Source organism: Actinomadura luzonensis (genome assembly GCF_022664455.2).
GTDB classification, from domain to species: Bacteria; Actinomycetota; Actinomycetes; order Streptosporangiales; family Streptosporangiaceae; genus Nonomuraea; species Nonomuraea luzonensis.
In genome coordinates, this window is the sequence record NZ_JAKRKC020000001.1 from 4,023,720 (window position 1) to 4,047,927 (window position 24,208).

Sequence of the window (24,208 nt, forward strand, 5' to 3'; positions counted from 1 at the left end):
GCGCCGGGGCGGCCGTCTCCCTGGGCGCCCGCTCCCGGGCCGCCGCGCCCGCCTGGGTGCGGGTGTCAGCCGTCGACATCGAATCCTTCTCCCGTCAGTCCGACGAACACGTCCTCGAGGCTCGGCCGGACGACCGCCAACCCCCGTACCGCCACCTCCTGCCCCACCAGAGCCGCATTGATCGTCTCGGGCCGGGCCGCGCCGAGCTCGGCGGTCACCTCGTCCCCCTCCGCCCGCACCGCGGCCAGGCCGAGCGTGCCGAGCACCCGGGCCGCCGCGGCCGCGTCGGGCGTCTCCACGCGGATCAGCGGCACCCGCCCGGCGCTCAGCGAGGCGATCGTGCCCTGCGCGACCAGCCGGCCGGCCCGCATGATGGCCGCGTGCGTGCACATCTGCTCGACCTCGGCCAGCAGGTGCGAGGAGACGAAGACGGTGGTGCCCTCGGCGGCGATCTCCTTGACCAGCGCGCGCACCTCGCGGGTGCCCTGAGGGTCGAGGCCGTTGGTGGGCTCGTCCAGGATCAGCAGCTCGCGCGGCCCCAGCAGGGCGGCGGCGATGGCCAGGCGCTGGCGCATGCCGAGGGAGTAGGCGCGGTAGCGCTTGCCCGCCGCGGCGGCCAGGCCGACGCGGTCGAGCGCGGCGGCGACCCGCCGCCGGGCGGTGCCGCGCTCGGCGGCCGGGTCGGCGGCGTCGAAACGCAGCAGGTTGGCCGCGCCCGACAGGTACGGGTAGAACGCCGGCCCCTCGACCAGCGCCCCCACCCGGGTCAGGGCCTGCGCGGGCGGCAGCCCGAGCACCGAGAACCGGCCCGCCGTGGGCGTGACCAGGCCGAGCAGCATGCGGATCGTGGTGGTCTTGCCCGAGCCGTTGGGCCCGAGGAAGCCGAACACGGCGCCGCGCGGCACGGTCAGGTCCAGCGCGTCCACCGCGACCTGGCCGCCGCGGAAGCGCTTGGTGAGGCCGCGGGTGACGATGGCGGCGGCGGGGTCCGGCGCGGGCGGGGCCGCCCCGGAGGGCAGCCCCGCTTCCTGCGTCAGGGCGCTCACTTGACGCCCGCCGCCTTGACGATCTCCTCGGGGGTGACCGCGCCGGCCAGCAGGCGGCCGTCGTCGGTCAGCAGGGCGGTGACGAGCTTCGTCTTGATCAGCTTGCCCGAGCCCCACGGCCCGCTCACCGGGGTGGCGGACTTGAGCACGGTGTCGAGCAGCGCGCCGGGGTCGGCGTTCTGCCCGTTGCGCCCGCCCTGGCCGTCCTGCCCGGCCTGGGCCTTCAGGTCGGCCCGCGAGAACGGCAGGACCGCGACGGTCGTCCACCCCTCGCCGACGACCTTGGCCTTGCCCGCCATGTCGGCGGCGTGCTCGGCCCGCTGCTCGGCCTGCTTGCCGAAGCCCTCGTCGCCGATCGTCGCCTCCTCCACCTTGGCGCCGGCGGGCGGCGTGAAGCTGAAGTTCTCCGGCGCCGGCGGGGTGAAGGTGACCTGGGTGAAGCCCACCTGGTACGCCGGCTCGGCCGACCCCTTGGCGTAGAGCTGCACCTGGAGCGGCACGTACGTCTCGCCGTCGAGCGCGATCCGCACCTCCTGCACCAGCGAGCCCTCGGCCTTAGGCGCCAGCACGAGCTGGTAGACCGGCCGGCCCGCGACCTCGGCGGTGTTGATCACCCGGACCGCGGTGTGCTCGTCCACGGCGGCCAGCAGCCGCGCCGCCGCCTGCTGCGGCGTCAGGTCGGTCGGCTGCGGCGTGGGCAGCGCGTGCTGCTCCTCCGCGCCGGCCTTGACGCTCAGCCGGGTGGCGGTGTTGGTGGCGCTGTCCCAGTACCAGATCTGCTTGCCGTTGTAGATCAGGTTGGTCTCGTTGAGCTGGGTGGGCATGGCGACGCGGATCTTGTCCTCGCCGCCGTACCAGACCTTCACCTCGTGCGTGCCGGACAGCAGGCTGAGCGGCGACGTCTCCCCGGCGGACGGCAGGGCGGGCAGGCCGAGCGAGGCGGTCTGCTGCACCGTGCCGGACATCGGCTTGACGCCCTGCTGCTTGCCGGTGGCCGCCGCGGCGTCGGCGAGCAACTGCTCGGCCGAGCGCTCCGGCAGCGCGGGATCGCCGCTCACCGCGGCTATGACGGGGCCGGCGCCGATCGCGGCTCCGATCACGGCCGCCGCCGCGATCGGGACTCCCCACCTCACGAACGTGCCTCTGCGCATCTCACTCCTTAACGGTATGTCGATGCTCATAGCCTGCGTGGGGCATCCTTAGGCGGACCTGAGACAGTCTGAGACCCCTCTCAGTCTTCTCAGCGCGGTCTCAGGGAGGGGACGGGAGAATCAGCACATGAGAGTACTTGTCGTCGAGGACGAGCGGCGGATGGCGGCGGCGCTCCAGCGCGGCCTCCAGGCCGAGGGCTTCGCCGTGGACCTCGCCCACGACGGCGAGGAGGGCCTGCACGCGGCCCGGCAGGGCGACTACGACGTCGTGGTGCTCGACATCATGCTGCCCCGGCTGTCCGGCTACAACGTGTGCAAACAGCTCCGCGCCGAGGAGAACTGGGTGCCGATCCTCATGCTGTCGGCCAAGGACGGCGAGTACGACATGGCCGACGGCCTCGACCTCGGCGCCGACGACTACCTGACCAAGCCGTTCTCGTACGTGGTGCTGGTGGCCCGGCTGCGGGCGCTGCTGCGCAGGGACGCGGGCCGGCGGCCGGCGGTGCTGCAGGCCGGCGACCTGTCGCTGGACCCGGCGCGGCGGCGGGTGGAGCGCGACGGCGCCTCGATCGAGCTGACGCCGCGCGAGTTCGCGCTGCTGGAGTACCTGCTGCGGCGGCGCGACGAGGTGGTGTCGAAGTCGGAGATCCTGGAGCACGTCTGGGACACCTTCGACACCGACCCGAACGTGGTCGAGGTGTACGTCGGCTATCTGCGGCGCAAGATCGACGCCCCGTTCGGCAGGAACGCGCTGCAGACCGTGCGCGGCGCCGGGTACCGGCTGGCGGGCGACGGTGGCTGAGGGCGCCCCGCCCTCGCGCTCGCCGATGGCGTGGTGGCGGCGGCAGGGGCTGCGCTTCCGGCTGACGGCCGTGGCCGCCGCCGTGCTCGCGCTGGCGCTGGCGTTGTCGGCGTCGGTGCTGCTCAGCGTCCTGGACCGGGCGCTGATGGCCACCGTCGACGACAGCACCAGGCAGCAGGCCGACGTGGTGCGCGTCGCGGCCGACGCCGGCACGCTGACCAGCCCGATCACCACCCACGACGGCACGATCGTGCAGGTGCTCGACGCGCGGGGCCGGATCACGCACGTCACCTACGGCACCGACCGGCTGGTGCCGCTGCTGGACGCCGCCGGCCGGGCCGCGGCGCTGACCTCGGGCAGGGCGGTGGAGGTGGACGGGCGGCCGTACGCCGTCCCGGGCTTCCTGCACGTGGTGGTGCTCAGCGCCGACCACGGCCAGACCGTGCTCGCGGCCCGGTCCGTCAGCGAGATCAGGACCAGCCTCGGCACGGCCTCCCGGGTGCTGATGGTGGGCACGCCCGCGCTGGTCGTGCTGCTCGCCGTGGCGAGCTGGCTGATGATCGGGCGCACGCTGCGCCCGATCGCCGCGCTGCGCAGGGGCGCCGACGGGATCACGCACACCGCCCGCTCGCGGCGGCTGCCGGTGCCGGCCTCGCGCGACGAGGTGCACTTCCTGGCCACCACGCTCAACGGCATGCTGGCCCGGCTGGAGGAGGCCGAGCAGCGTCAGCGCGGCCTCGTCTCCGACGCCGCGCACGAGCTGCGCAGCCCCCTGGCCAGCATCCGGCTGCAACTGGAGGTGGCGCTCGGCCACCCCGAGGGCCAGGACTGGCGGGAGACCGCCGAGGGCGTCCTGGAGGACACCCTGCGCCTGTCCCGGCTGGCCGAGGACCTGCTCGCGCTGGCCCGGCTGGACGAGCGCGGCGGCGTCCCGGCCAGGAGCGAGCCGGTCGAGCTGGACGAGGTGGTGCGCCGGGCCGTGGACCGTTACGCCGAGGCCCGGCTGACGGCCTGCGACCCGGTCGTGGTCCGCGGCGACGCGCTGGACCTGAGCCGGGTGCTGACCAACCTCATGGACAACGCCGTGCGGCACACCTCCTCCAAGGTCGAGGTGGCGCTGACCGCCGACGGCGTGCTCACGGTCACCGACGACGGCCCCGGCATCCCGGAGCAGGACCGTGAGCGCGTGTTCAACCGCTTCACCAGGCTCGACTCCGGGCGGAGCAGGGACGAGGGCGGCGCCGGGCTCGGGCTGGCCATCGTGCGCGAGACCGTGCGGGCGCACGGCGGCACGGTGGCCTTGGAGGACGCCGCGCCAGGACTGCGTGCGGTGGTGCGGCTTCCCGTGTCCCGATGAGGTGTTCCCGTGTCCCGGGGAAGGATCCGCCCCCGCCGCCGTCGCCTGAGGGGCGAGGCCGTGGCCAGGGGGCTGAGGGACGAGGGGCCGGTGAGAGGGGCGCCCTCTGGGCCGGGCTGCGTCGCCGGGCCCTGCATATCGGTGCGGATCGGGGGGTTCTTCGGGGTGGTTCTTCGGGTGGTTCTTCGGGGGGTTGCGCAGGAGGGTTCAGGGGTGAGTGGAGCGTTCCGGGGTCAGGCGGCTGTCGTTCCCTTCTCCGCGGTCGCCAGGAAGTCCTGGGCGATGAGCGGCAGTCTGCGGCGGGCGTGCACGACGGCGATGACGCGGCGCACCGCCGGTTCGAGCGAGCGCACCACGAGGCCGGCGCGGGCGGCCTGCTCGGCCATGCCGCGGTACCACAGGAGCGAGGCCCGGCCGGCGCGGACGGCGTTGAGCCAGCCGTTGCGCTCGTCGGTCTCCAGCACGACCGTCGGGGTGACGGCGTAGCGGCCGAACATCGCGTCGAGCTCCCTGCGCCGGGTGCTGCCGCGGGCCGGGAGGGCCAGGCGCATGCCGTGCAGCCTGCCCATCGGCACCGGGTTCGGCAGTTCGAGCCCGGGCGGGGAGATCAGCACGATCTCCTGCCGTTCGAGGGGGTGGGTGACGAGGTCGGCGGGCACCGGCAGGTCGGTGAGACCGAGGTCGGCCCGCTGGTCCCGGATGGCGCTGACGACCGCCTCGCGGCCGTCGCAGCGCACGATCTGGACGCGTACGCCCGGGTGCTCGGCCGCGTAGGCCGGCAGCAGCCGCCCCGCGAGTCCGGGCTCCAGGCTGGGCGTCGAGGCGATGCGCAGTTCGGCGTCCGTGGCGCCGGTGTGGTTGGCCAGGCCCTCGATCTCGTGGACGGCGTCGAGCGCCTCCCGTGCGAGCTTGACCACCCGCCTGCCCTGGGCGGTGACGACGACGCCACGGCCGGAACGGGCGAACAGGGTCATGCCGAGCTCGCGCTCGAGATCGCGGATCGCGCGGGAGAGCGCTGGCTGCGCGATGTACAGCGACCTGGCCGCGTCGGTCATGGTGCGGTGCTCCGCAGTCGCGACCACATAGCGGAGCTGCTGGAGATTCATGCCAAAGAAGCTAGGACACAGCCCGCTCCGCGGACCGAAAGATAACCGAGATCACCTCGAATGATTTCGGACTGTGACCGTGCACTGCTACATCCGTGACGGGTGATAAATCAGTATGCTTTTGCCCCAAATTTGCCAAGGGTCCGTCAAGTCGCCGGACGAAGCGCGGCAAACAGACAACGGGGCGAACGGGGAGACAGGGTGACAGGTAACGGGCAATATCCACCCCCGCCACAGGGGCCAGGGCAGCCACAGCGGCCCCCGTCGTTGCCGTGGCCGCCGCCCGGCCACGGCCGGCAGGGCCGGCAGCCCCAGCCGCCGCAGCCCCAGTCCCAGCCGCAGGGCGGCAACCCGTACGGGCAGCCGCCCGCCGCGCCGCCGCCGGGATACCCGCCGCCGCCCGGATACCCCCCGCCGCCGCCGCAGGGCCCGCCGGGGTACCCGCAGGGGCCCGGGTACCCGCAGGGGCAGCCCGCGTACCCGCCGCAGGGGGCGCCGCAGCACGACGGCCTGACGCGGCCCTACACGCAGCAGATGCCGCCGCCGCCTCCCCCGCCGCCGCAGTACGCGCAACACTACCGGCAGCCCGCGCCTCCCCCTCCTCCGCCGCCGCCCCCGCCGATGCCGCCGCGGCAGTGGCAGCATCCGCCGCCGCGCCGCCGGTCCGGCATGGGCGTGGTCGGCGTGCTGGGCGCCGTGTTCGGCGCGATGGCGGCGCTGTTCGTGCTGCTCGTCGTGGGGGCGGCGATGCTGAAGAGCTCGTCGCGGTCGGAGACGACGACGCCGATCGCGGTCCCGACGTACGAGCCGCCGTCGCGCTTCACCCGTGAGCCGTCGCCGGACCCGAGCAGCACCGCCACCAGGCGGCCGACGCCGCGGCAGACCCGCACGCCGGAGGAGACGGTGACGCCGCCGGCCAGGGTCACGGTCAACACGAGCCTGAAGAACAACACGCTGTACCGGGCGGGCGCGCTGCCCCGGCTGAACTGCCGGGCGGGCAACGTCAGCATCTTCAGCCACAGCCAGCTCAAGGCGCTGATCCTGAGGACCGGCAAGTGCATGGACCGCGCGTGGGGGCCGCTGCTGGAGAAGCAGGGCTTCGACTTCAGCCCGCCGGGCTACGCCATCGCCTCCGGCCGCGGCCGGGGCGCGTGCGGCGACTACCCGCACGCCGGCAGCATGGTGCCGTACTACTGCCCGCGCAACGAGACGATCTACGCCTCGACCTCGGCCATGGCGCGCGGCAACGGCAACGCGCGCGGCTACGGCCAGATCATCTCCTGGCACGGCGGCATCATCAGCATGATGGCCCACGAGTACGGCCACCACGTCCAGAACGAGACGGGCCTGATGAACTCCTGGTGGGACAGCACGCTGGACAGCTCCAGCCAGAGCTCGAAGCTGGCGCTCAGCCGGCGGCTGGAGCTGCAGGCCACCTGTCTCGGCGGCCTGTGGATGCGCTCGGTGGCCTCCTCCTACCCGGTCAGCACGGCCAACAGGAGCCGGCTGTTCTGGTTCTACGGCCAGGTGGGCGACTACCCGGGCTGGCCGCGCGACCACGGAACGCCGGCCAACAACAACCGGTGGTTCCGCCAAGGTTGGGAGAGGAACAAGCCGTTCCAGTGCAACACGTGGATGGCTCCGTCCTCGACAGTGTCCTGAGAACCTCCTGAGAATTCCACGTGGAGTTCATCTCAGCTTGGGCAAGTGTCTGTGTTGTCCGCTTATGGGGACTAGAATCCTGGCAATCTTCGTCCCCGACGGGGGATTGTCCTGCCTGGTGAAGGAGCCGGTGTGAGAGAGCGCGACGGGGTCGACACCGAGCCAGGAGGCGGTTCAGAAGGCGGCGGCGATCGCCGCCCGCGCCGGCCGCGCCCGGCCCCGGGCGGGCCCCGCTTCGCCCGGCCGCTCACGCCCGGCGCGGTGCTCGGCTGGACCGCGCTGTCGGCGGTCGCGCCCGGCGCCGCGCACCTGCGCGCCGGGCGCCGCCGCACCGGGCTGGTCATGCTCGGCGCGTACGCGGCGCTGCTGCTCGCGGCCCTCGCCTTCGGCCTGACCCGCAGCGTGACGGACCTGACGTCCTTCGTGGACGGCGGGATGATGATGCTGGTGATCGTCGTCGCCTCGGCGCTGGCGCTGGCCTGGTTCGCGATCGTGGTCACCTCGTACGTGGTTCTCAGCCCGAACCGGCTCAACCAGCAGGGCCAGATGCTGACCGGCGTGCTGGTGGGGGTGTTGTGCGTGGCGGTGATGGCGCCCTTCGCGCTCGTCGCCAACACCGTCCTCACGCTCAGGAACACCGTCCAGAACATCTTCCCGTCCGCGCCCGACTCCGACACCCCGGCCGTCGCGCACAACCCCGAGGACCCCTGGGCGGGCAAGGACCGCGTCAACTTCCTGCTGGTCGGCGGCGACGCGGCCGGCAACCGCACCGGCGTGCGGACCGACAGCATGAACGTGGCCAGCATCGACGTCAAGACCGGCAACACGGTCCTGTTCAGCCTGCCGCGCAACCTCCAGCACGTGCACTTCCCGCCCGGCTCGGCGCTGGCCAGGCAGTTCCCGAACGGCTACATGGCCGAGCTGCCGAACGGCGGCCTGCTCAACGAGGTCTGGCAGTACGCCAACGAGAACCCGCAGATCGCGGGCGGCAGGAACAAGGGCCCGCGGGCGCTGATGGACGCCATCGGCTACACCCTCGGCCTGCGGATCGACTACTACGCCCTCATCAACATGTACGGCTTCGCCTCCCTCGTGGACGCCATCGGCGGCCTGAAGATCCGCGTGGAGCAGGACGTGAAGTGGGGCGGCCTCTACGGCACCGCCGGCACCATCAAGGCCGGCTACCGCAAGCTCACCGGCGAGCAGGCCCTCTGGTACGGCCGCTCCCGCGTCAACAGCGACGACTTCTCCCGCATGGCCCGCCAGCGCTGCGTCATCGGCGCCTTCGCCCAGCAGGCCACGCCCGCGGTCATCCTGGCGAACTTCGAGAAGATCGCCGGCGCGACCAAGCGCATGGCGCAGACCAACATCCCGCAGCAGCTCCTCAAGCCGCTCGCGGACCTGGCGCTGAAGGTGAAGGACGCGAAGATCACCAGCCTGCAGTTCGTGCCGCCGGAGTTCTACTCGGGCCGGCCCGACTGGGCCAAGATCCGCCAGGCCACGAAGAAGGCGATCGCCGACTCCGTGCGACCGGCCCGCCAGGCCCAGACCGCGAACGTCACGGCCTCCCCCACCGCCACCGGCCCCGCCGACTCCACCACCGGCCCCACCACCGGCCCCACCGCGTCGCCGACGCGGACCCGCGCCGCCGCGCCCACGCAGACGCCGACCCGCAACACGCAGAAGGCCGGCGCCCGCTCCCTGGACGAGCTCTGCGGCCTGTGAGGCGGCATGCGGGGGCTTCCCGTGAGGGTGTGAGGGGCGCGGCGCGGCACGCCCCTCACACCCGGCCACCCCGCCGGGAGGTCACTTGCCGAGCTGCCCGAGGATCCACTCGGCCAGCGTCGCGGTCACCTTCCCGTGCTCGCTGTTGTGGGCGTCGCAGTGGTAGTCGTCGAGCTGGCTGTGCTCCGGCGACAGGGCGGTGATGTCGGTGTAGAGGTCCACCGGCCACTCCAGGGGGTCGTACTGGAGGGCGACGGAGCTGACCGACGGGACGAAGCAGGCCGAGCGGTAGCGGCCCTCGATCGGCGCGCCGAACCCGTCGGCGACCATGCCGTAGCAGGGCATGGTGCCGCCGGGCGCGCCGTCGAAGGACGGCACGCCGCTGGTGTAGCTGCGGCTGGCCCACAGCGGCAGCGCCCGCATGCCGCCCACCAGGCGGTCGCGGCCCCGCTCCGGCTGGGTGCGCACGCTCGCCCCCACCAGGCCGCCGAGCTCGCTCCACTCGAACACCGGGTCGTCGGGCGGGATGTTCCTGCCGGTGCCGTCCGCGGCGCCGTTGGAGACGCCGAGCTTGCGCGGCCGGACCGGGAACCAGCCCACCCGCCGCAGGTCCTCCAGGAACTCCACGCGCAGCAGGCTCGCGGTCGCGACCGGCCCGGAGTAGCGGCCGCTCTCCACCCACGCCCACAGCACCTGCTGGGCCATGGGGCTGCTGACGAGGTCGGCCTGGCCGGCCGGGACCAGGCTCTGGCTGAAGTAGGCGAGCTGCTGGAGGACGAGCGGGATCCAGGCCCCGTTGTGCGGGGTGTCGTAGGACAGGTACGTCCCGGTCTGGTGGTCCTCGCCGCGGTTCTCCATCTCGGCCAGCGCGTACCGGGTGATCAGCCCGCCCACGCCGAGCCCGCCGACGATCAGGGGCGCGTGGCCGGACCGCTCCTCGATGGCCCGGCGCACGCACGCCGCCGCCACGCCGGCGTTGGCCTGGATGTGGCCGTGCCGGGCGGCGAAGCCCAGCAGCACGACGTCGATGCCCTGGGCGAGGAGCTGGTCGAGCAGGCACTGCTGGTGCGGCGGGTAGGGCGTGTCGAGCTGGTTCCACAGGCCCGCCAGGTCGCTGGGGCCGTGGTTGAAGCCGTCGGCGATGATCATCGGTCTGACCAGGCGGTCGTGGCCCGCGCCGTAGTGGACGGCGGCGGTGCCGGCGGCGCTGCGGCCCTGGTGGGACCAGGCGGCGCCGAGCGTCCACACCTCGTCGGCGGTGCGCGCCTGCCCGGCGGGCGGCGGCGTCGCGAAGAACACCTCCCGGGGCATCACCCGGGCGACCTCCTCCGCTCGCCCGGCCGGCGCCGGCTCCGACTCCTGCCGCAGGGCACGCACCACGTCGATCCTGGCTGCCCCTTGTGTCGCCATGATTTGTTCACCTTTTTTCTCGCGGGTTACCGGACGTCACCCCCGATCTCGGCGCCTCCTTTTCCGGGAAGAGCTGTTTCCTTTTTCCGCGGCCGGGCGATCAGCTCACCCGGCCGCGGGCTGGTATGTCCAGCTCACCTCGCGCCCGGCGACAAATCAAGGCACGGCGAAAACAATCGTCCTGACCGTCCGTCAAGGTGTTACTGGGAGCGTTTCGAGAAATTGACGGGGATCAGCGGAAGTCGGAGATGCGCAGCACCGCGAGCATGTCCGTCGCCCGCGACCCGGTGGAGAACGACGCCTCGACGCCGACCCAGCCGCGGAAGGCGCCCGTGTCGTCGATGATCTGCATGAGCGGCTTGACGTGGGAGTTGCCGGTGTAGCAGAACTCGTGGCGCTCCATCGCCAGGCAGGTGCACCAGTGCCACAGCGTGTCGCGGCGGTCGGAGGTGGAGATCGTCGTCAGGTAGTACTGGATGGAGCTGACGTTCGCGCGGGTGCCGCCGCCGTACTTGGGGCAGCCGCCCGACTTCTGGCAGGCGCCGCGCGAGGACGGCTGCAGGTACGTCAGGCACGAGGTGGTGGCGGCGCAGGCGCGGAAGGCGGAGTGGCCGAACGGCTGGCCGGCCGAGGTGACGAGCTTGCCGCTCGCCCAGCTCGTCAGGTCCTGGCGGAGCGAGCCGCGGAAGGCGCGCACGGACGTCATCGCGCGCCGGGTGCCCGCCGCGGCGTTGCTGCCGTAGCCGTACCCGTGGGTGGCGAGGGTGCTGTGCTTGAGGTCGAGGCGGGCCAGCCGGCCGTCGGGCGCGGAGCGCACGTACCACTGCTCGGTCCAGGTCTGGGCGATCTTCCACCGGATGGTGAGCACGCCGCCCGCCACGCTGTAGGTGCCGGTGCGGCGCTCGCCTGGCGCGCCGGTGAAGCCGCCCGCGGTCAGCACCTCGCAGGCGCGGGGCCGCGTCCCGGAGCCGCCCGCCTTGGTGGTGCAGCTCGGGTCGGGGACGGTGCCGGTGCGCTGGCGGGCCGTGGGGTGCCGCTGCCACCACAGGTAGCCGGCGGCGCTCACCGTGCCGTCCGTGGCGAAGCGGTAGGTGGCGAGACGGACCCAGTTCTGCCGGGAGGAGGTCTTCAGGTGGCCCTGGGAGACGACGAAGGTCGTCTTCCCGCCCGGCAGCCGCGCCGCGGCGGGCGCCGTGGCGGCGGCTGTGGTCGTGGCGGCTGTGGCGGGCTGGACGGGCAGGAGGGTGATGGCGAGCACGAAGGACAGGATCGCCGCTGCGGTGCGCATGAACAGACTCCGGAAGGCTTGCTTACGGTCTTGACCGATCGTCAACGGGCCACCGTAGTGGCCGCCGGCCGGATCTGTCCCGTGAACGCCCGGTCACGCCGCGACGGCGCCCCGGCGGGGCAGCAGCAGGAACGCGCCGACGTACAGCAGGGCCGCGACGATCAGCAGCCCCTTGTAGCCGATCACCAGCGCCGCGTACTCCAGGCAGCCGCCGACCATGGCGCCCAGCAGGTTCGCGCCGAAGGACGTGGTGGCGTCGGCGGTGTCGGCGAAGCGCTTGGCGAAGACGACGTTGGCGGCGAAGATCGGCAGGAAGGCGACCGTGACGGCGGCCAGGGCGCGCAGCGGCACCGGCAGCGACAGCAGCCAGGCGTTCGGCACCAGCCAGGCCAGCAGCAGGCCGCCCAGCAGCACGGCGTACATGACGGGCAGCGGCGGGGTGCGGAAGCGGCGGGTGACCTCGACGGCGGCGAGCACGGCGACCAGCACGCCGGCGAAGACGATGGCGTTGACCACCCACGTGGTGCCGAACAGCAGCGCGAAGCCGGTCACGCTCTTGGTCTCCAGCAGCATGAACGCCACGCCCAGCAGGAACAGGTCGGCGTAGGGGCGCATGCGCCGGTAGGGGCCGGCCACGACGCGGACCGCGATCAGGCTGACGGCGAGGACGAGCGCCAGCGTGATGAGGTAGATCGGCGGGATGGTGGCGTCGTGCAGGTAGAGGAAGGGCCGGTCGTCGTCGGCGGGCGGCGGGGTGCCGGCGGCGGCGCCCGGCCACTCGGCGGCGCAGCGCTGGTCGGCGGCGGCCAGGCCGGCGGTGATCACGGCCTGCTGCCCGGCGGTGCTGACGACGTCCACGCACGGCTTGTGGCCGAAGGCGCGCTGCATGGTGAGGGCCAGCCGGTCCACCAGCCAGCTCTCGCGGTAGTAGTTGTACATCGAGAAGGTGCCGCCGGGCTTGAGGTGGGCGCGGGCGGCCCGCATGGCCTCCTCGGTGAACAGGTAGCTCTCCAGCCGCAGCGAGCTGGCCCCGGAGACGAGGGTGAGGGAGTCGGGCAGCGCGAACAGGATCAGGTCGTAGGAGCCGCCGCCGCGCTCCAGGAAGGCCCGGCCGTCGGTGACGTGGGTGGTGACCCGGGGGTCGTCGTAGGGGTGGTCGGGGTGGACCGAGCCGCCCAGCTCGCGCAGCTTGGGGTCGATCTCGACGGCGTCGACCCGGCGGGCGCCCTTGGACAGCGCGATCGCCACGTCGGTGCCGCTGCCCGCGCCGACGATGAGCACGTCCTGGGGGGGCTTGGCGGCCCGCTCGTACGGCAGCCCGTACTGGGCCTCCCACTGCAGCCGGGCGGCGGCGGGCACGGCCTGCTGGTGCGGGATGCCGTTGACGGAGATGTCGGTGACGGGCACGCCGAGGACGCGCAGCGGCTTGGCGGTGACCTTGTAGTACGGCGACCACAGGGCGCCGGCGGTGAGCGTCTCGGCCAGCAGCAGCCCGACCACGGCCAGGGAGGGCACGGTGACCAGCCCCAGGTAGAGCGCGCGCGGCCGGGGCGCCAGCAGCGCGCCGTAGCACAGGGCGGCGACCAGCCCCCAGAAGACCGGCGGCGCGCTCAGGAACGACAGCGCGGTGAAGGCGGCGATGCCGCTGAGGCTGCCGATGAGGTCGTAGCGGTAGGCCTCCAGCCGCGGCAGCTCGGGGAAGCAGCGGCCGACCAGCTCGGCGGGCCCCATGAGGACGAGCGCGGCGGCGCAGAAGACGACCGGCAGGATGAGCCAGGCGGGCGGGCCGGTGGTGGACAGGCTGGTCCAGTACAGGACGCCCTCGGTGTCGCGGTCGACGGTGACGGGGAAGGCCAGCACGACCATGACCAGCAGGGCGAGCACGACCGGCGAGTAGTACGGCTGCCGCCGCGAGCGCCCGACGCGCAGGAAGCCGAGCCCGATCCCGAGGAACGACCCCAGCAGCACGAAGTTGGTGAAGTAGCTGAGGTGCACGATGTTGGAGCCGGTCCAGCGGATCAGCGCGAGTTCGAGGAAGAGCATGAACCCGCTGGCGAGGACGAGCCGCGGCCGCACCGCCAGCCAATGGGCCTTCTCTCCGTCATCGACCGGCTTCTGCGCCTGGAGCGTCATGGTGCCTCACCGTAGTGAACGGACCGAAAACACGGAAGCCTGACGGCCCAGAAGAAATGTCGTCCGCTTCGCGCTTTTTGCGTTGTTTCCGCAGGTCAAACCGTCGGAATCCGCTGGACGGACCTGGCCGGATGAAGGAATGTTGGGGGGTTCCTTCCCTCCGCGCAACCTTCGGTGGTGACACATGCGGGTCATGATCCAGCTCCGCCCCTCCCCCGACCTCGTCGCGGCAGTGGCCGATCCGTCCCGGACGGCGACCACGGCCGACGTCGCGGACGGCCTGCCGGGCGTCGAGCTCGACACGGCGTTCACGCCGGTCGCCGTGCCGCGCCCCGTCCCGGCGGCCGGCGGCGACCCCCTCTCGCTCAACCAGCCGCTCGACTTCTCGCTGGCCCCCGACGACGCCTCCGTGCTGGTCCGCGGCACGATCTCCGACGACGAGCTGGTCTCCAGGGTCACGCTGCTGCCCACGCTGCGGCCCGGCGTGGTCGGCGTGTTCGCCGACCCGGTCATCGAGTCCTCGCCCACCTGCGGCGGCGCTCCGCCCGTGGGCGACTGGCACGACGTCGAGCGGCTGCTCAGCGTGGCCGCGCTGCACGCCGAAGGGCTCGACGGCGCCGGCGTGGCGCTGGCCGTGCTCGACACCGGCGTCAACGCCGCCCACGCCGCGCGCCGGCTCGGCCGGGCCGTCACCGTCGACGCGGCCCGCTGCTGGAGCCCGCAGGGGGTGACCGGGCGGCCGGGCGAGTTCGCGGTCGACCACGGCACCATGTGCGCCTTCGACGCGCTGATCGCCGCCCCGCAGGCGGCGATCGTCGACATCCCGCTGCTGCTGTCCACCCGGCCCGGCGGCACGGCCATGGACGGCCTGCTGTCGGACGCGGTGGCCGCCTTCGCGCACCTGCGCGGCGTGCTGGAGGCCCAGCCGGCCGAGTCGCGGGCGCTGGTGGTGACCAACTCGTGGGGGTCGTTCTCGCCGGAGTGGGACTTCCCCGTCGGGCATCCGGGCAACTACTCCGACAACGCGGCGCACCCGTTCAACCTGATGGTGGCCGCGCTCGACCGGATCGGCGGCGACGTGCTGTTCGCGGCGGGCAACTGCGGGCGGGAGTGCCCCGACGGGCGGTGCGCGTACCCGAGCCGGCCCATCGTGGGCGCCAACTCCCATCCGCGGGCCCTGTCGGTGGGCGGGGTGGACGTCAACGGCCGGCGGGTCGGCTACTCCTCCCAGGGGCCGGGGCGGCTGACCGCCCGCAAGCCGGACGTGTGCGCGTACACGCACTTCGCGGGCTCGCGGGCGTTCGGCGAGAGCGAGCCCGACTCGGGCACCTCGGCGGCCACGCCGGTGGCGGCCGGGCTGGTCGCCGCGGTGCGCACCAGGTGGCCGGCCGCCCGGCTCTCGCCCGCCCAGCTCCGGGCGCTGCTGCGGCGCACCGCCGAGGACCGCAGCGAGGTCGGCTTCGACTACGACTACGGGTACGGCACCGTCGACCCGCACGCGGTCATGGCCGCGCTGGAGCGGCGGTCGCGGAGCGCGGCCTGACCGTCAGGCGTTCTCCCGGTTGAACACCCGCGTGCCGACGGTGAGGCTGACCGCGGCGAAGACCGCGGTCACCGCCACGCCGAGCGCCACCGTGCCGGTGGCGTAGTGGCCGTGGAACAGCTCGCGCAGCGCTTCCAGGGGATACCTGAAGGGGCTGAGGCGGGACAGGGCGTCGAGCCAGCCCGGCGCCATCGACATCGGCAGGAACGAGCCGGACAGCAGCACCAGCGGCACCACGGCGGTGGACATGACGGGCGCGAAGAGCTCCTGCTGGATGGTGAGCGCGACGGCGTACGACAGCGCGGCCAGGCTGACGCCGAGCACGAGCACGAGCGCGAACCCGGCCAGCACGCCGGCCAGCGGGGCCCGCAGGCCGAGCGCGTAGGCGGCGGCCAGCAGCAGCACGGTCTGGATGATCAGCGTGACGGCGTTGTTGAGCACCCGGCCGAGCAGCAGCGCGAGCCGGCTGGCCGGGGTGACGCGCATGCGCTCCAGCACGCCCGAGCTCCGCTCGAAGACCACGCCGAAGCCGGCCAGGCCGGTGCTCATCAGCCCGAGCTGGATGATCAGGCCGGGCACGAGCGTCTCCCACGTGCCGATCGTGGTGAACAGCGGCCCGAACAGCACGAGGAACATCAGCGGCTGCACCGCCCCGAAGACGATGCCGAGCTTCTGCCGCAGCGTGGCGCGTACGCCGTGGCGGAACAGCACCCAGGTGTCGCGCAGCATCAGGCGGACACCTCCTCGCGCAGCGAGCGGCCGGTGATGTCGAGGAAGACGTCGTCGAGGGTGCGCCCGCCGCGCTTCAGCTCGGCCGGCGTGCCCTCGGCGACGATGCGGCCGTGGTCGATGATCAGCAGCCGGTCGCAGAGGGCGTCGGCCTCGTCGAGGTAGTGGGTGGTCAGGAAGACGGTCAGCCCGCGCTCGGCGCGCAGCGCGCGGACGTGGTCCCACAGGTTGGCCCGGCTCTGCGGGTCGAGGCCGGTGGTGGGCTCGTCGAGGAAGAGCAGGACCGGCTCGTGCAGCAGGGCGAAGGCGATGTCGAAGCGGCGGCGCTGGCCGCCCGACAGCGCGGCGCCCGGCCGCTCCTCCAGGCCGGTGAGCTCCAGCCGGGCCAGCAGCTCCCGGGTGCGGGCGGCGGCGCGTTCGCGGCTGAGGCCGTACAGCATGCCCTGCAGCTCCAGCTCGCCGCGCAGGGGCGCGACGGGCGAGATGCCGCCGTTCTGGGACACGTAGCCGATGCGCCGCCGCACCTCGCGCGGGTCGGCGAGCAGGTCGCGGCCGGCCACGGCGGCGGTGCCCGAGGTGGGCTTGAGCAGGGTGGTCAGCATGCGCATGGTCGTGGTCTTGCCCGCGCCGTTGGGGCCGAGGAAGCCGACGATCTCGCCGGCCTCCACGGTGATGTCCACGCCCGCGACGGCGGGGGCGCCGTCGCCGAAGGTCTTCGTCAGACCCGAAGTCTTGATCATTTCATCGCCTCCAAGATTGAGGTAACCACAAAATTGGAGTGACTGCAATTTAGGTAGCATGAGGGCATGGAAGAGGGGCTGCGGGAGCGGAAGAAGCGCGAGACCAGGCAGCGCATCGCCGACATCGCGATGGGGCTGTTCATGGCGAAGGGGTTCGACAACGTCACCGTGGCCGAGGTGGCCCGCGCGGCCGACGTGTCGGTCAACACGGTGTTCAACTACTTCAGGACCAAGGAGGACCTGTTCGCCGACCGCCAGGACGTCGTGGTCGACCTGCCTCGCAAGGTGCTGCGGGAGCGCAGGCCGGGCGAGGGCGTCGTGGCCGCCTTCCGGCGCGACTTCCTCGACGCGATGGCCGGCCGCGACTGGCGCTACGGCCTCAACCAGGGCGGCGACGCCGTCAGCAAGGTCATCGCCGGCAGCCCCGCGCTGGTCGCCCGCTTCCGCGAGATCCAGGAGCAGCGCGAGGAGGCGCTGGCCGCCGCCCTGGCCGACGAGCTGGACGCCGCGCCCGAGGACCTGACGCCGCGGCTGGCGGCGGCGCAGATCCTCACCGCGACGCGGCTGCTGAGCGCCTACGCGACGGAGCGCCTGGCGGCGGGCGAGGACTGGGTGAGCGTCGAGCCCGACCTCAGGGCGCAGGCGGACACCGCCTTCGGCCTGCTGCGGGACGGGCTCGCCGACTACGGCAGGCGGCCCCTAGGAGCCGGCCTCGGTGATGATGGCGACGGTGAGGCCGAAGGCGACGAATAGCAGCGTGATCCCCATCAGGACGCTGCTGACGATGCCGCAGATCCGCCCCGCCTGGATGTGGCCCCGGTTCTCGTAGGGGTAGCCGCTCTGGTCGATCTCGCGCAGCGCCCTGGTGCCCATCGACCAGGCGAACGGCCCGAGGAAGGAGCACACCACCAGGCTGAGGATGCCCAGCACGAGGACGGTCGTGCCGTTGGGGTGGCTGCGCAGCGGCGGGCCGTAGTACGGGTCGTACGGCGGCGGATCGTAGGGAGGCGGGTCGTACGGGGGATATGACATGGCTTCTTATATACCGCCATGCCCTTGATCACGTTGCGCCATCATGGTACGGCACTTCATCCGTCCTCCCAGGAGTCTCATCCGTGCGCGAACGCACCCGTGCCGTCCTCGCCCATCCGCGCTTCCAGCGCTTCATCGTCGGGGTCATCCTCGTCAACGCCGCCACCCTGGGGCTGGAGACGTTCCCGCCCGTCGTCGAGCGGTACGGCGGCCTGCTGACCGCGGTCGACCACGCGGCTCTCTACATCTTCGCGGCCGAGCTGCTGGCCAAGATGTACGTCGAGCGCCTCCGGTTCGTCCGCGACCCGTGGAACGTCTTCGACTTCGTGATCGTCGCCATCGCCTTCGCGCCCGCGACCGGCGGCCTGTCGGTGCTGCGCGCGCTGCGCATCCTGCGGGCCCTGCGGCTGCTGTCGGTGGTGCCGAGCCTGCGCAAGGTGGTCTCGGCGCTGCTGCGGGCGATGCCCGGCATGAGCTCGATCGTGGTGCTGCTGGCCCTGGTGCTGTACGTGGCCGCGGTGATGGCCACCAAGCTGTACGGCGCGGCCTCCCCCGACCGCTTCGGCAGCCTGCCGACCTCGCTGTTCACCCTCTACCAGACGATGACCGGCGACGACTGGGGCAACATCGCCCGCGACGTCATGACCCGGCACCCGTCGGCCTGGGTGTTCTTCACGATCTTCATCCTGGTGTGCACGTTCGTGATACTCAACCTGTTCATGGCGGTCGTCGTCAGCGCCATGGACGAGGAGGGCGCCGAGGAGCGCGCCGCCCTCGAGGACACCACCGCGCACCACTCCGAGCTGATCCTGCGCGAGCTCGCCGAGCTGCGCAAGGAGGTCGCCGAGCTACGCCGGCACAGCGCCGTCGAGTGACCCGCCGGCCGCGCCGCGCGGCCGGTAGGCCAGCCGCCACAGCGTGACGGCCAGCAGCAGCGCCACCACGAGCCAGCCGGCCAGCAGCCCGGAGACGGCGGCCACGGCGAGCGGCCCGAGCACGGTCGGCACCCCCCAGGCCCAGATCCAGGCCGGCCGCGCGCCGATCGCGACGCCGAGCGCCAGGGAGGCGGCGAAGTAGGCGGCCAGGCCGCCGCCCAGCACCCATCCGACGCCGCCGTGCAGGTGCGCCTGCGGCTCGGCGGCCACCACGCCGAGCCCGGCCGCGGTCGCGGTGATGCCGGCCGTCATGACGAAGTGGGCGGGCAGCGCCACGTACGAGGGCAGCCCGCGCGCGGTCGCGCCCGGCACGGCGCTGAGGCCGTAGTGGAGGGTCAGCCACCACAGCGCGACGATCAGCCCGAACCCGGCGAGCGCGGCCAGCGCGAGCTCCGCCCCCCAGGAGTGGCCGGAGGAGGCCGTGACGACCTGCACGACGGCCTCGCCGAGCACGATGATGACGAACAGCCCGAGCCGCTCGCCCAGGTGCGGCAGGTCGAGCACGGCGGCGGCCGGCCGCTCCACGGGGTGCGCGGGCCGGCCCGGCCTGGCCCGCCGCCGCTCGCGGTCCTCGCGCCGGTCAGCCTGCTTGCGCATCTCCTCGAGCAGCCGTTCGGGGCGGCGGCTCTGCAGCACCGAGAAGAGCACGTCGAGGAGCGCGCCGAGGCCCCACAGCCAGTACCGCGCGGGCGGGTCGGCCCAGACGGAGGCGAACCACGGGGCGACGCCCGCGCCGAGCTGCGCCGCGGGCCAGGCGGTCAGCACGGTGCCGGACGCCTGCAGCCGCCGGGAGGCGCCGATCCGGCAGAAGATGTACGCGGCGATGAACCAGCCGTCGTGGGTGCCGGCGCCGGGGATCAGGTGCGCCACGTCGGGCGCGGCCGCGGCCATGACGGCGATGCCGAACATGCCGATGAGCATGGAGCGCGTCCTGGTCTTCTCGCCGCGGACGTTGGAGTAGAGCGTGAGGGTGGTCCACACGCTCCACACCGCGTAGTAGAGCAGCCCGAAGAGCGCCACGTCGCCCCAGGTCGGGTGTGCCAGCCGGTGGGCGAGCTGGGCCACCGCCACGACGACCACGAGGTCGAAGAACAGCTCCAGCCAGCTCGCGTGACGCTCTCCCGCTTGATCCACGGCTAACGAGAATAGAACTCCACCACGAGCTGCTCGTCCACGGGGATCGCGATCTGCTCGCGTTCGGGCCGCTGCAGCAGCGTGAAGCGCAGCTCGGCGTGCTCGACCGACAGGTAGGCGGCGGTGCGCTCGTCGGCGTAGGTGCCCTCGGCGGCGGCCACGAACGGCTGCATGCGGCGCGAGCGCTCCCTGACCGACACGACCTGTCCCGGCTTGACCAGGTAGCTCGGGATGTCCACCTTGCGGCCGTCCACGGCGATGTGCCCGTGGGCGATGTACTGGCGGGCAGCGTAGATGGAGGGCGCGAGCCCGGCGCGCAGCACCAGCGAGGCCAGGCGGGTCTCCAGCAGCGTCACCAGCTCGGCGCCCGACGCCCCGGGCTTGCGCACGGCGAGGTCCCAGTAGCGGCGGAGCTGCCGCTCCGAGACGTCGTAGTACCAGCGCAGCTTCTGCTTCTCCAGCAGCCGCAGCCCGTAGTCGCCGGTGGTGCGGCGGTTGGTCTTGCGGCCGTGCTCGCCCGGCGGGTAGGGGCGCTGCTCGAAGTAGCGGACGGCTTTCCTGGTCAGCGGGACGCCCGCGCGACGGGACAGTCGCACCTTGGGGCCGGTGTAGCGCACGTTCACCTCAATGTGATTAGGTAGTCCTTACTTAGGTAAGCCTAACCTACACTATTGCTCCCTCAGGAGGCGTCATGCTCCCGATCCCCGAACGGGTCCGCACCCTCGCCGCGACCGCCGGCGTCGCCAAGCTCACCGTGGACGGCGCCCCCTCGCCGGCCCGCGGCGGCGTGGACGAGCGCGGCCGCCCCGTGCTCCTCGTCCGCCCCGGTGAGACCCTGCACGGCCTGACCGGTGACGCCGTGGTGGCGGTGAACCTGACGGCGATGCGCCGGCTCGGCGAGGCCACGCACCCGCGCGGGCTGATCGAGGTGCAGGGCTGGGCCGAGGCGGTGCCGGAGGAGGAGGCCCGCCCGGCGGCGGTGGCGGTGGCCGCGCACTGCGCGGACGAGAGCCTGTTCGAGGCGCTGGAGCGCTTCGGGGCGCCGGACGCGCCCCGGCTGCTGCGCCTGGACGTGGCCCAGGTCGTCTACCTGACCGGCCAGGAGTCCGGCCTGCTGGACGCCGACGACTACCTGGAGGCCGCGCCCGACCCGCTCACCGAGGTCGCCGAGCGGGTGCTGGCCCACGTCAACGCCTCGCACCGGGCGCAGCTCACCGCCGGGGTGTCGCGCCAGCTCGGCGAGTCGCCCGGCGAGGTGTGGCTGTGGGAGCTGGACAGCTACGGCGCGACCGTGCGCGTGGACGAGTCGCTGGTGCGCTTCCCCTGGCCGCGGCCCGCGAGGTCCGGCGTGTGCCTGGAGACGGCGCTGCGCGGGCTGCTCTGCACCTGCTGACGGCCGTTCCCCCGTCAATCACGGTTCGATGATGATTATCCGGACATAGCGTCACTTCGGCATGACCAGGGCGCGCACGTCTCTAGCATCGTGACGCGTGAGTGCGAGGCACAGAAGTCCCGGCGCGGCCGGGACAGCGGACCGGAGCGGCCGCCGGCAGCGGATCCTGATGATCAGCGGAGTCCTGGCCGGCACGCTGATGCTGGCCGTGGCGGCGGTGCTGATCAGCGGCGCGTTCGGCACGACGCGGCTGGACGCCGTGCGGTCGCCCGGCGGCGACCCGACGCCAGAAGTGACCGAACCCGGGACCGGCCCCCGATCCACCGGCCCCAGGACCACCGATCCCAGGACCACCGGGCCGTCGGCCACCCGGACGGGCACCTCCTCCCCCGCCGCGCGGGACATCCGCCCGGCCACCCCCAAGTCGTCGCCGGTCTCCCGCCGCACGACGGCCCGCACCTCCGCGCCCGCCAGCCAGGCCCCCGTCGTCCGGCTCAGCGGCCGCCCGTCCGCCACGACGTCCGCGCCCACCCGGGCGCCGTCGGCCGATCCCGTCACGTCCGCGCCCGCGACCTCCGCTCCCACCGCCTCGAGCTCGACGCGCCGGCCTCCCGGCCTCGACCCGAACAGGACACGCGGCCCCAAGAAGTGACCCGGCGCGCGCGGGCCGGCGCGCGGCCGTCAGGGGCCCGGCCGCCGGGGCGGCCCATCAGGCGGGCGGGGGCGTCCGCGTCGTGAGACGCCTGGCCTCCTCCATCCCGGCGAGCAGGTGGCCGAGGCCCTCGGCGAAGACCGCGTCCCACTCGGGGTCGAGGCCGTGCTCGGCGAGGGCCGGGTAGCGGGCGGCACGCTCGCGCAGGAACGCGCCCGAGCCCGCGCCGCCGCGGTCCTGCCAGGTCACCTGCATGAGGACCGAGCCCATCACGTAGTTGGACAGGGCGTGGGCGGCGGTGGCGGGCGCGGCCAGCCCGGCCGCGGCCAGTGCCTGGAACAGGAACTCCGTGCGGGCCAGGGCGTTCGGCCCGAGCAGCGGCCGGTCGAGCACGGTCGCCGACCACGGGTGGCGCAGCAGGGCCGCCCGCCAGCCGCCCATCAGCGCCCGCACCGGCTCCCGCCAGGACGCGCCCGGGGGCCGGGCCGGCTCGGGCACCTCGCCGAAGACCGCGTCGAGCGCCAGGTCCAGGACGTCGTCCTTGGTCCTGACGTGCCAGTAGAGGGTGGTCGAGCCGGTGCCGAGCCGTTCGGCGAGGCGGCGCATGGTGAGCCGGGCGACGCCCTCCTCGTCGAGCAGCGCGACCGCCTCGGTCACGATGCGCTCCAGCGTCAGCGTCTGCCTGGGCGCCCGGCGGGGGCGCGACCACACGTTCTCCACCGGACGATAATACGTTGTACGGCGACCGGATCAATGGTCTAGTAGTGGAACGGCGATCGAGAAGGCGGGCGGTCATGGGGCACATCGAGGTGAGCGACCTGACGTACCTGCTGCCGGACGGCCGCCCGCTGCTGCTGGAGGCGTCGTTCAAGGTCGGCGACGGGGCGAAGGCGGCGCTCGTCGGGCCGAACGGCGGCGGCAAGACCACGCTGCTGCGGCTGATCGCGGGCGAGCTGCGGCCGGCCGGCGGACGGGTGACGAGCAGCGGCGGCCTCGGCGTGATGCGGCAGTTCCTCGGCACGGGCACGGTCCGCGACCTGCTGCTCGGCGTCGCGCCGCGCCGGGTGCGGGAGGCCGCGGCGGCCCTCGCGGCGGCCGAGGCGGCGCTGGCCCGGCGCGACGCCGAGCCCGAGCAGCTCGGCTACGCCGAGGCCCTGGCCGGCTACGCCGACGCGGGCGGCTGGGAGCTGGAGGTCGTCTGGGACGTGTGCGCGGGCCAGGCGCTCGGGCTGCCGTACGAGCGCGTCCGGGAGCGGAGCCTCGCCACGCTGTCGGGCGGCGAGCAGAAGCGGCTCGTGCTGGAGGCGCTGCTGCGCGGCCCCGACGAGGTGCTGCTGCTGGACGAGCCGGACAACTACCTCGACGTGCGGGCCAAGCGGTGGCTGGAGCGGGCGCTGCGCGACTCGTCCAAGACGGTGCTGCTGGTCTCGCACGACCGGCAGCTCATCGCCGAGGCGGCCGACCGGATCGTCACCGTGGAGGGCCGTACGGTGTGGGTGCACGGCGGCGGCTTCGCCGGCTACGGCGAGGCGCGGCGGCGGCGCGCGGAGCGGCTGGAGGAGCGGCGGCAGCGCTGGGAGGACGAGCGGGCCCGGCTGCGCCGCCTGGCGCACACGCTGCGGCAGCGCTCGGCGCACAACGACGCGCTGGCCGGGGCCTACCGGTCGGCGGTGACCCGGCTGGAGCGCTTCGAGCGCGAGGGCCCGCCGCGGCGGGCGCCGAAGGAGCAGAACGTGCGCATGCGGCTGCGCGGCGGGCGCACCGGCAAGCGGGCGGTGGTGTGCGAGGAGCTGGAGCTGACCGGGCTGCTGCGGCCGTTCTCGGCCGAGATCGGCTACGGCGAGCGGGTCGGCGTGCTCGGCCTGAACGGCACCGGCAAGTCCCACTTCCTGCGCCTGCTGGCCGGCGAGCCGATCGCGCACACCGGCGAGGCCCGGCTGGGCGCGCGGGTGGTGCCGGGGCGCTTCGCGCAGACGCACCTGCGTCCCGACCTGGCGGGCCGGGCGGCGGCGGAGGTGCTGATGGAGCGGCACGCGCTGACCCGCAACGAGGCCATGGCGGCCCTGGCCCGCTACGAGCTGGCTCCGGCGGGCGGGCAGCCGTTCGAGACGTTGTCGGGCGGGCAGCAGGCGCGGCTGCAGATCCTGCTGCTGGAGCTGTCCGGGGCCACGCTGCTGCTGCTCGACGAGCCGACCGACAACCTCGACCTGGCCAGCGCGGAGGCGCTGCAGCAGGGGCTTGAGGGGTTCGCGGGCACGGTGCTGGCGGTCACGCACGACCGCTGGTTCGCCCGCGACCTCGACCGGCACCTGGTCTTCTGCGCCGACGGGCGGGTCAGGGAGAGCGCCGAACCGCTCTGGGACGTGTAGC

At 73.4% G+C, this 24,208-nt stretch carries 22 protein-coding genes; 10 read left to right on the forward strand and 12 right to left on the reverse strand.

All coding sequences use genetic code 11. The annotated features are described in order from the left end of the window. Nucleotides 1-65: 65 nt before the first annotated feature. A complete protein-coding gene (locus MF672_RS19620; protein WP_242377268.1) occupies nt 66-1,046 on the reverse strand; it encodes an ABC transporter ATP-binding protein in 981 nt (326 codons plus the stop codon). Further along, nucleotides 1,043-2,197, reverse strand: a complete 1,155-nt coding sequence (locus MF672_RS19625; RefSeq protein ID WP_242377269.1) for a LolA family protein — start codon at nt 2,195-2,197, stop codon at nt 1,043-1,045. Before MF672_RS19625 ends, MF672_RS19620 begins: the two co-directional genes overlap by 4 nt. 127 nt (nt 2,198-2,324) lie before the next feature. On the opposite strand from MF672_RS19625, the gene MF672_RS19630 reads away from it, so the two are divergent. Both MF672_RS19630 and MF672_RS19635 read left to right on the forward strand, forming a co-directional pair. Next, nucleotides 2,325-2,999, forward strand: a complete 675-nt coding sequence (locus MF672_RS19630; RefSeq protein ID WP_242377271.1) for a response regulator transcription factor — start codon at nt 2,325-2,327, stop codon at nt 2,997-2,999. Further along, entirely contained in the window at nt 2,992-4,356 is a 1,365-nt protein-coding gene (locus MF672_RS19635) for a sensor histidine kinase (RefSeq protein WP_242377273.1), read from the forward strand. Before MF672_RS19630 ends, MF672_RS19635 begins: the two co-directional genes overlap by 8 nt. Before the next feature lie 233 nt (nt 4,357-4,589). Here MF672_RS19635 and MF672_RS19640 read toward each other — a convergent pair whose 3' ends face one another. Beyond that, nucleotides 4,590-5,462, reverse strand: a complete 873-nt coding sequence (locus tag MF672_RS19640) for a LysR family transcriptional regulator (protein ID WP_242377275.1) — start codon at nt 5,460-5,462, stop codon at nt 4,590-4,592. A 267-nt stretch (nt 5,463-5,729) separates the two neighbouring features. Here MF672_RS19640 and MF672_RS19645 point away from each other — a divergent pair, with 267 nt between their 5' ends. Next, nucleotides 5,730-7,124, forward strand: a complete 1,395-nt coding sequence (locus MF672_RS19645; protein ID WP_242377277.1) for a neutral zinc metallopeptidase — start codon at nt 5,730-5,732, stop codon at nt 7,122-7,124. A 132-nt stretch (nt 7,125-7,256) separates the two neighbouring features. After that, nucleotides 7,257-8,849: an LCP family protein gene (locus MF672_RS19650; protein WP_242377279.1), complete on the forward strand. Its 1,593-nt coding sequence runs from the start codon at nt 7,257-7,259 to the stop codon at nt 8,847-8,849. Nucleotides 8,850-8,930: 81 nt separating this feature from the next. On the opposite strand, the gene MF672_RS19655 is transcribed toward MF672_RS19650, so the two are convergent. The 3 genes from MF672_RS19655 to MF672_RS19665 form a co-directional block, all read right to left on the reverse strand. Beyond that, entirely contained in the window at nt 8,931-10,259 is a 1,329-nt protein-coding gene (locus MF672_RS19655; protein WP_242377281.1) for a hypothetical protein, read from the reverse strand. Between the two features lie 232 nt (nt 10,260-10,491). Further along, the gene (locus tag MF672_RS19660) at nt 10,492-11,547 is read right to left on the reverse strand and encodes a hypothetical protein (RefSeq protein ID WP_242377283.1); all 1,056 of its coding nucleotides are present in this window, start codon (nt 11,545-11,547) and stop codon (nt 10,492-10,494) included. A 93-nt stretch (nt 11,548-11,640) separates the two neighbouring features. Then, nucleotides 11,641-13,680 carry a spermine/spermidine synthase domain-containing protein gene (locus MF672_RS19665; protein WP_242377285.1) on the reverse strand — a complete coding sequence of 680 codons (2,040 nt, stop codon included), beginning with the start codon at nt 13,678-13,680 and terminating at the stop codon, nt 11,641-11,643. Nucleotides 13,681-13,864: 184 nt separating this feature from the next. Between MF672_RS19665 and MF672_RS19670 the strand changes: the two genes are divergently transcribed. Continuing rightward, on the forward strand, nt 13,865-15,223 hold the full coding sequence (locus tag MF672_RS19670; RefSeq protein ID WP_242377287.1) for a S8 family serine peptidase: 1,359 nt from the start codon (nt 13,865-13,867) through the stop codon (nt 15,221-15,223). 3 nt (nt 15,224-15,226) lie between these two features. Here MF672_RS19670 and MF672_RS19675 read toward each other — a convergent pair whose 3' ends face one another. After that, nucleotides 15,227-15,952: an ABC transporter permease gene (locus MF672_RS19675; RefSeq protein WP_242377289.1), complete on the reverse strand. Its 726-nt coding sequence runs from the start codon at nt 15,950-15,952 to the stop codon at nt 15,227-15,229. Then, nucleotides 15,952-16,692, reverse strand: a complete 741-nt coding sequence (locus MF672_RS19680; protein WP_242377292.1) for an ABC transporter ATP-binding protein — start codon at nt 16,690-16,692, stop codon at nt 15,952-15,954. The genes MF672_RS19675 and MF672_RS19680 overlap by 1 nt, the downstream gene beginning before the upstream one ends. Before the next feature lie 66 nt (nt 16,693-16,758). Between MF672_RS19680 and MF672_RS19685 the strand changes: the two genes are divergently transcribed. After that, nucleotides 16,759-17,445, forward strand: a complete 687-nt coding sequence (locus MF672_RS19685) for a TetR/AcrR family transcriptional regulator (protein WP_242377294.1) — start codon at nt 16,759-16,761, stop codon at nt 17,443-17,445. Here the strand turns inward: MF672_RS19685 and MF672_RS19690 are convergent. Continuing rightward, nucleotides 17,392-17,724, reverse strand: coding sequence for a DUF4190 domain-containing protein (locus MF672_RS19690; RefSeq protein ID WP_242377296.1), 333 nt, complete (start codon nt 17,722-17,724; stop codon nt 17,392-17,394). The two genes, MF672_RS19685 and MF672_RS19690, sit on opposite strands and share 54 nt — an antisense overlap. Nucleotides 17,725-17,807: 83 nt before the next feature. Between MF672_RS19690 and MF672_RS19695 the strand changes: the two genes are divergently transcribed. Next, on the forward strand, nt 17,808-18,599 hold the full coding sequence (locus MF672_RS19695; protein ID WP_242377298.1) for an ion transporter: 792 nt from the start codon (nt 17,808-17,810) through the stop codon (nt 18,597-18,599). On the opposite strand, the gene MF672_RS19700 is transcribed toward MF672_RS19695, so the two are convergent. Next, nucleotides 18,573-19,793 (reverse strand): low temperature requirement protein A, encoded by a 1,221-nt coding sequence (locus tag MF672_RS19700; RefSeq protein ID WP_242377300.1) that lies wholly within the window; start codon nt 19,791-19,793, stop codon nt 18,573-18,575. The two genes, MF672_RS19695 and MF672_RS19700, sit on opposite strands and share 27 nt — an antisense overlap. A 2-nt stretch (nt 19,794-19,795) precedes the next feature. After that, nucleotides 19,796-20,410, reverse strand: coding sequence for a 30S ribosomal protein S4 (rpsD, locus tag MF672_RS19705; protein WP_242377336.1), 615 nt, complete (start codon nt 20,408-20,410; stop codon nt 19,796-19,798). 74 nt (nt 20,411-20,484) lie between these two features. Between rpsD and MF672_RS19710 the strand changes: the two genes are divergently transcribed. Both MF672_RS19710 and MF672_RS19715 read left to right on the forward strand, forming a co-directional pair. Further along, the gene (locus tag MF672_RS19710; RefSeq protein ID WP_242377303.1) at nt 20,485-21,186 is read left to right on the forward strand and encodes a DUF2470 domain-containing protein; all 702 of its coding nucleotides are present in this window, start codon (nt 20,485-20,487) and stop codon (nt 21,184-21,186) included. A 169-nt stretch (nt 21,187-21,355) separates the two neighbouring features. After that, the gene (locus MF672_RS19715) at nt 21,356-21,838 is read left to right on the forward strand and encodes a hypothetical protein (RefSeq protein WP_242377305.1); all 483 of its coding nucleotides are present in this window, start codon (nt 21,356-21,358) and stop codon (nt 21,836-21,838) included. A 57-nt stretch (nt 21,839-21,895) separates the two neighbouring features. On the opposite strand, the gene MF672_RS19720 is transcribed toward MF672_RS19715, so the two are convergent. Beyond that, a complete protein-coding gene (locus tag MF672_RS19720; protein ID WP_242377307.1) occupies nt 21,896-22,558 on the reverse strand; it encodes a TetR/AcrR family transcriptional regulator in 663 nt (220 codons plus the stop codon). Between the two features lie 74 nt (nt 22,559-22,632). Between MF672_RS19720 and MF672_RS19725 the strand changes: the two genes are divergently transcribed. Beyond that, a complete protein-coding gene (locus tag MF672_RS19725; RefSeq protein ID WP_242377309.1) occupies nt 22,633-24,207 on the forward strand; it encodes an ATP-binding cassette domain-containing protein in 1,575 nt (524 codons plus the stop codon). Nucleotide 24,208 lies beyond the last annotated feature (1 nt).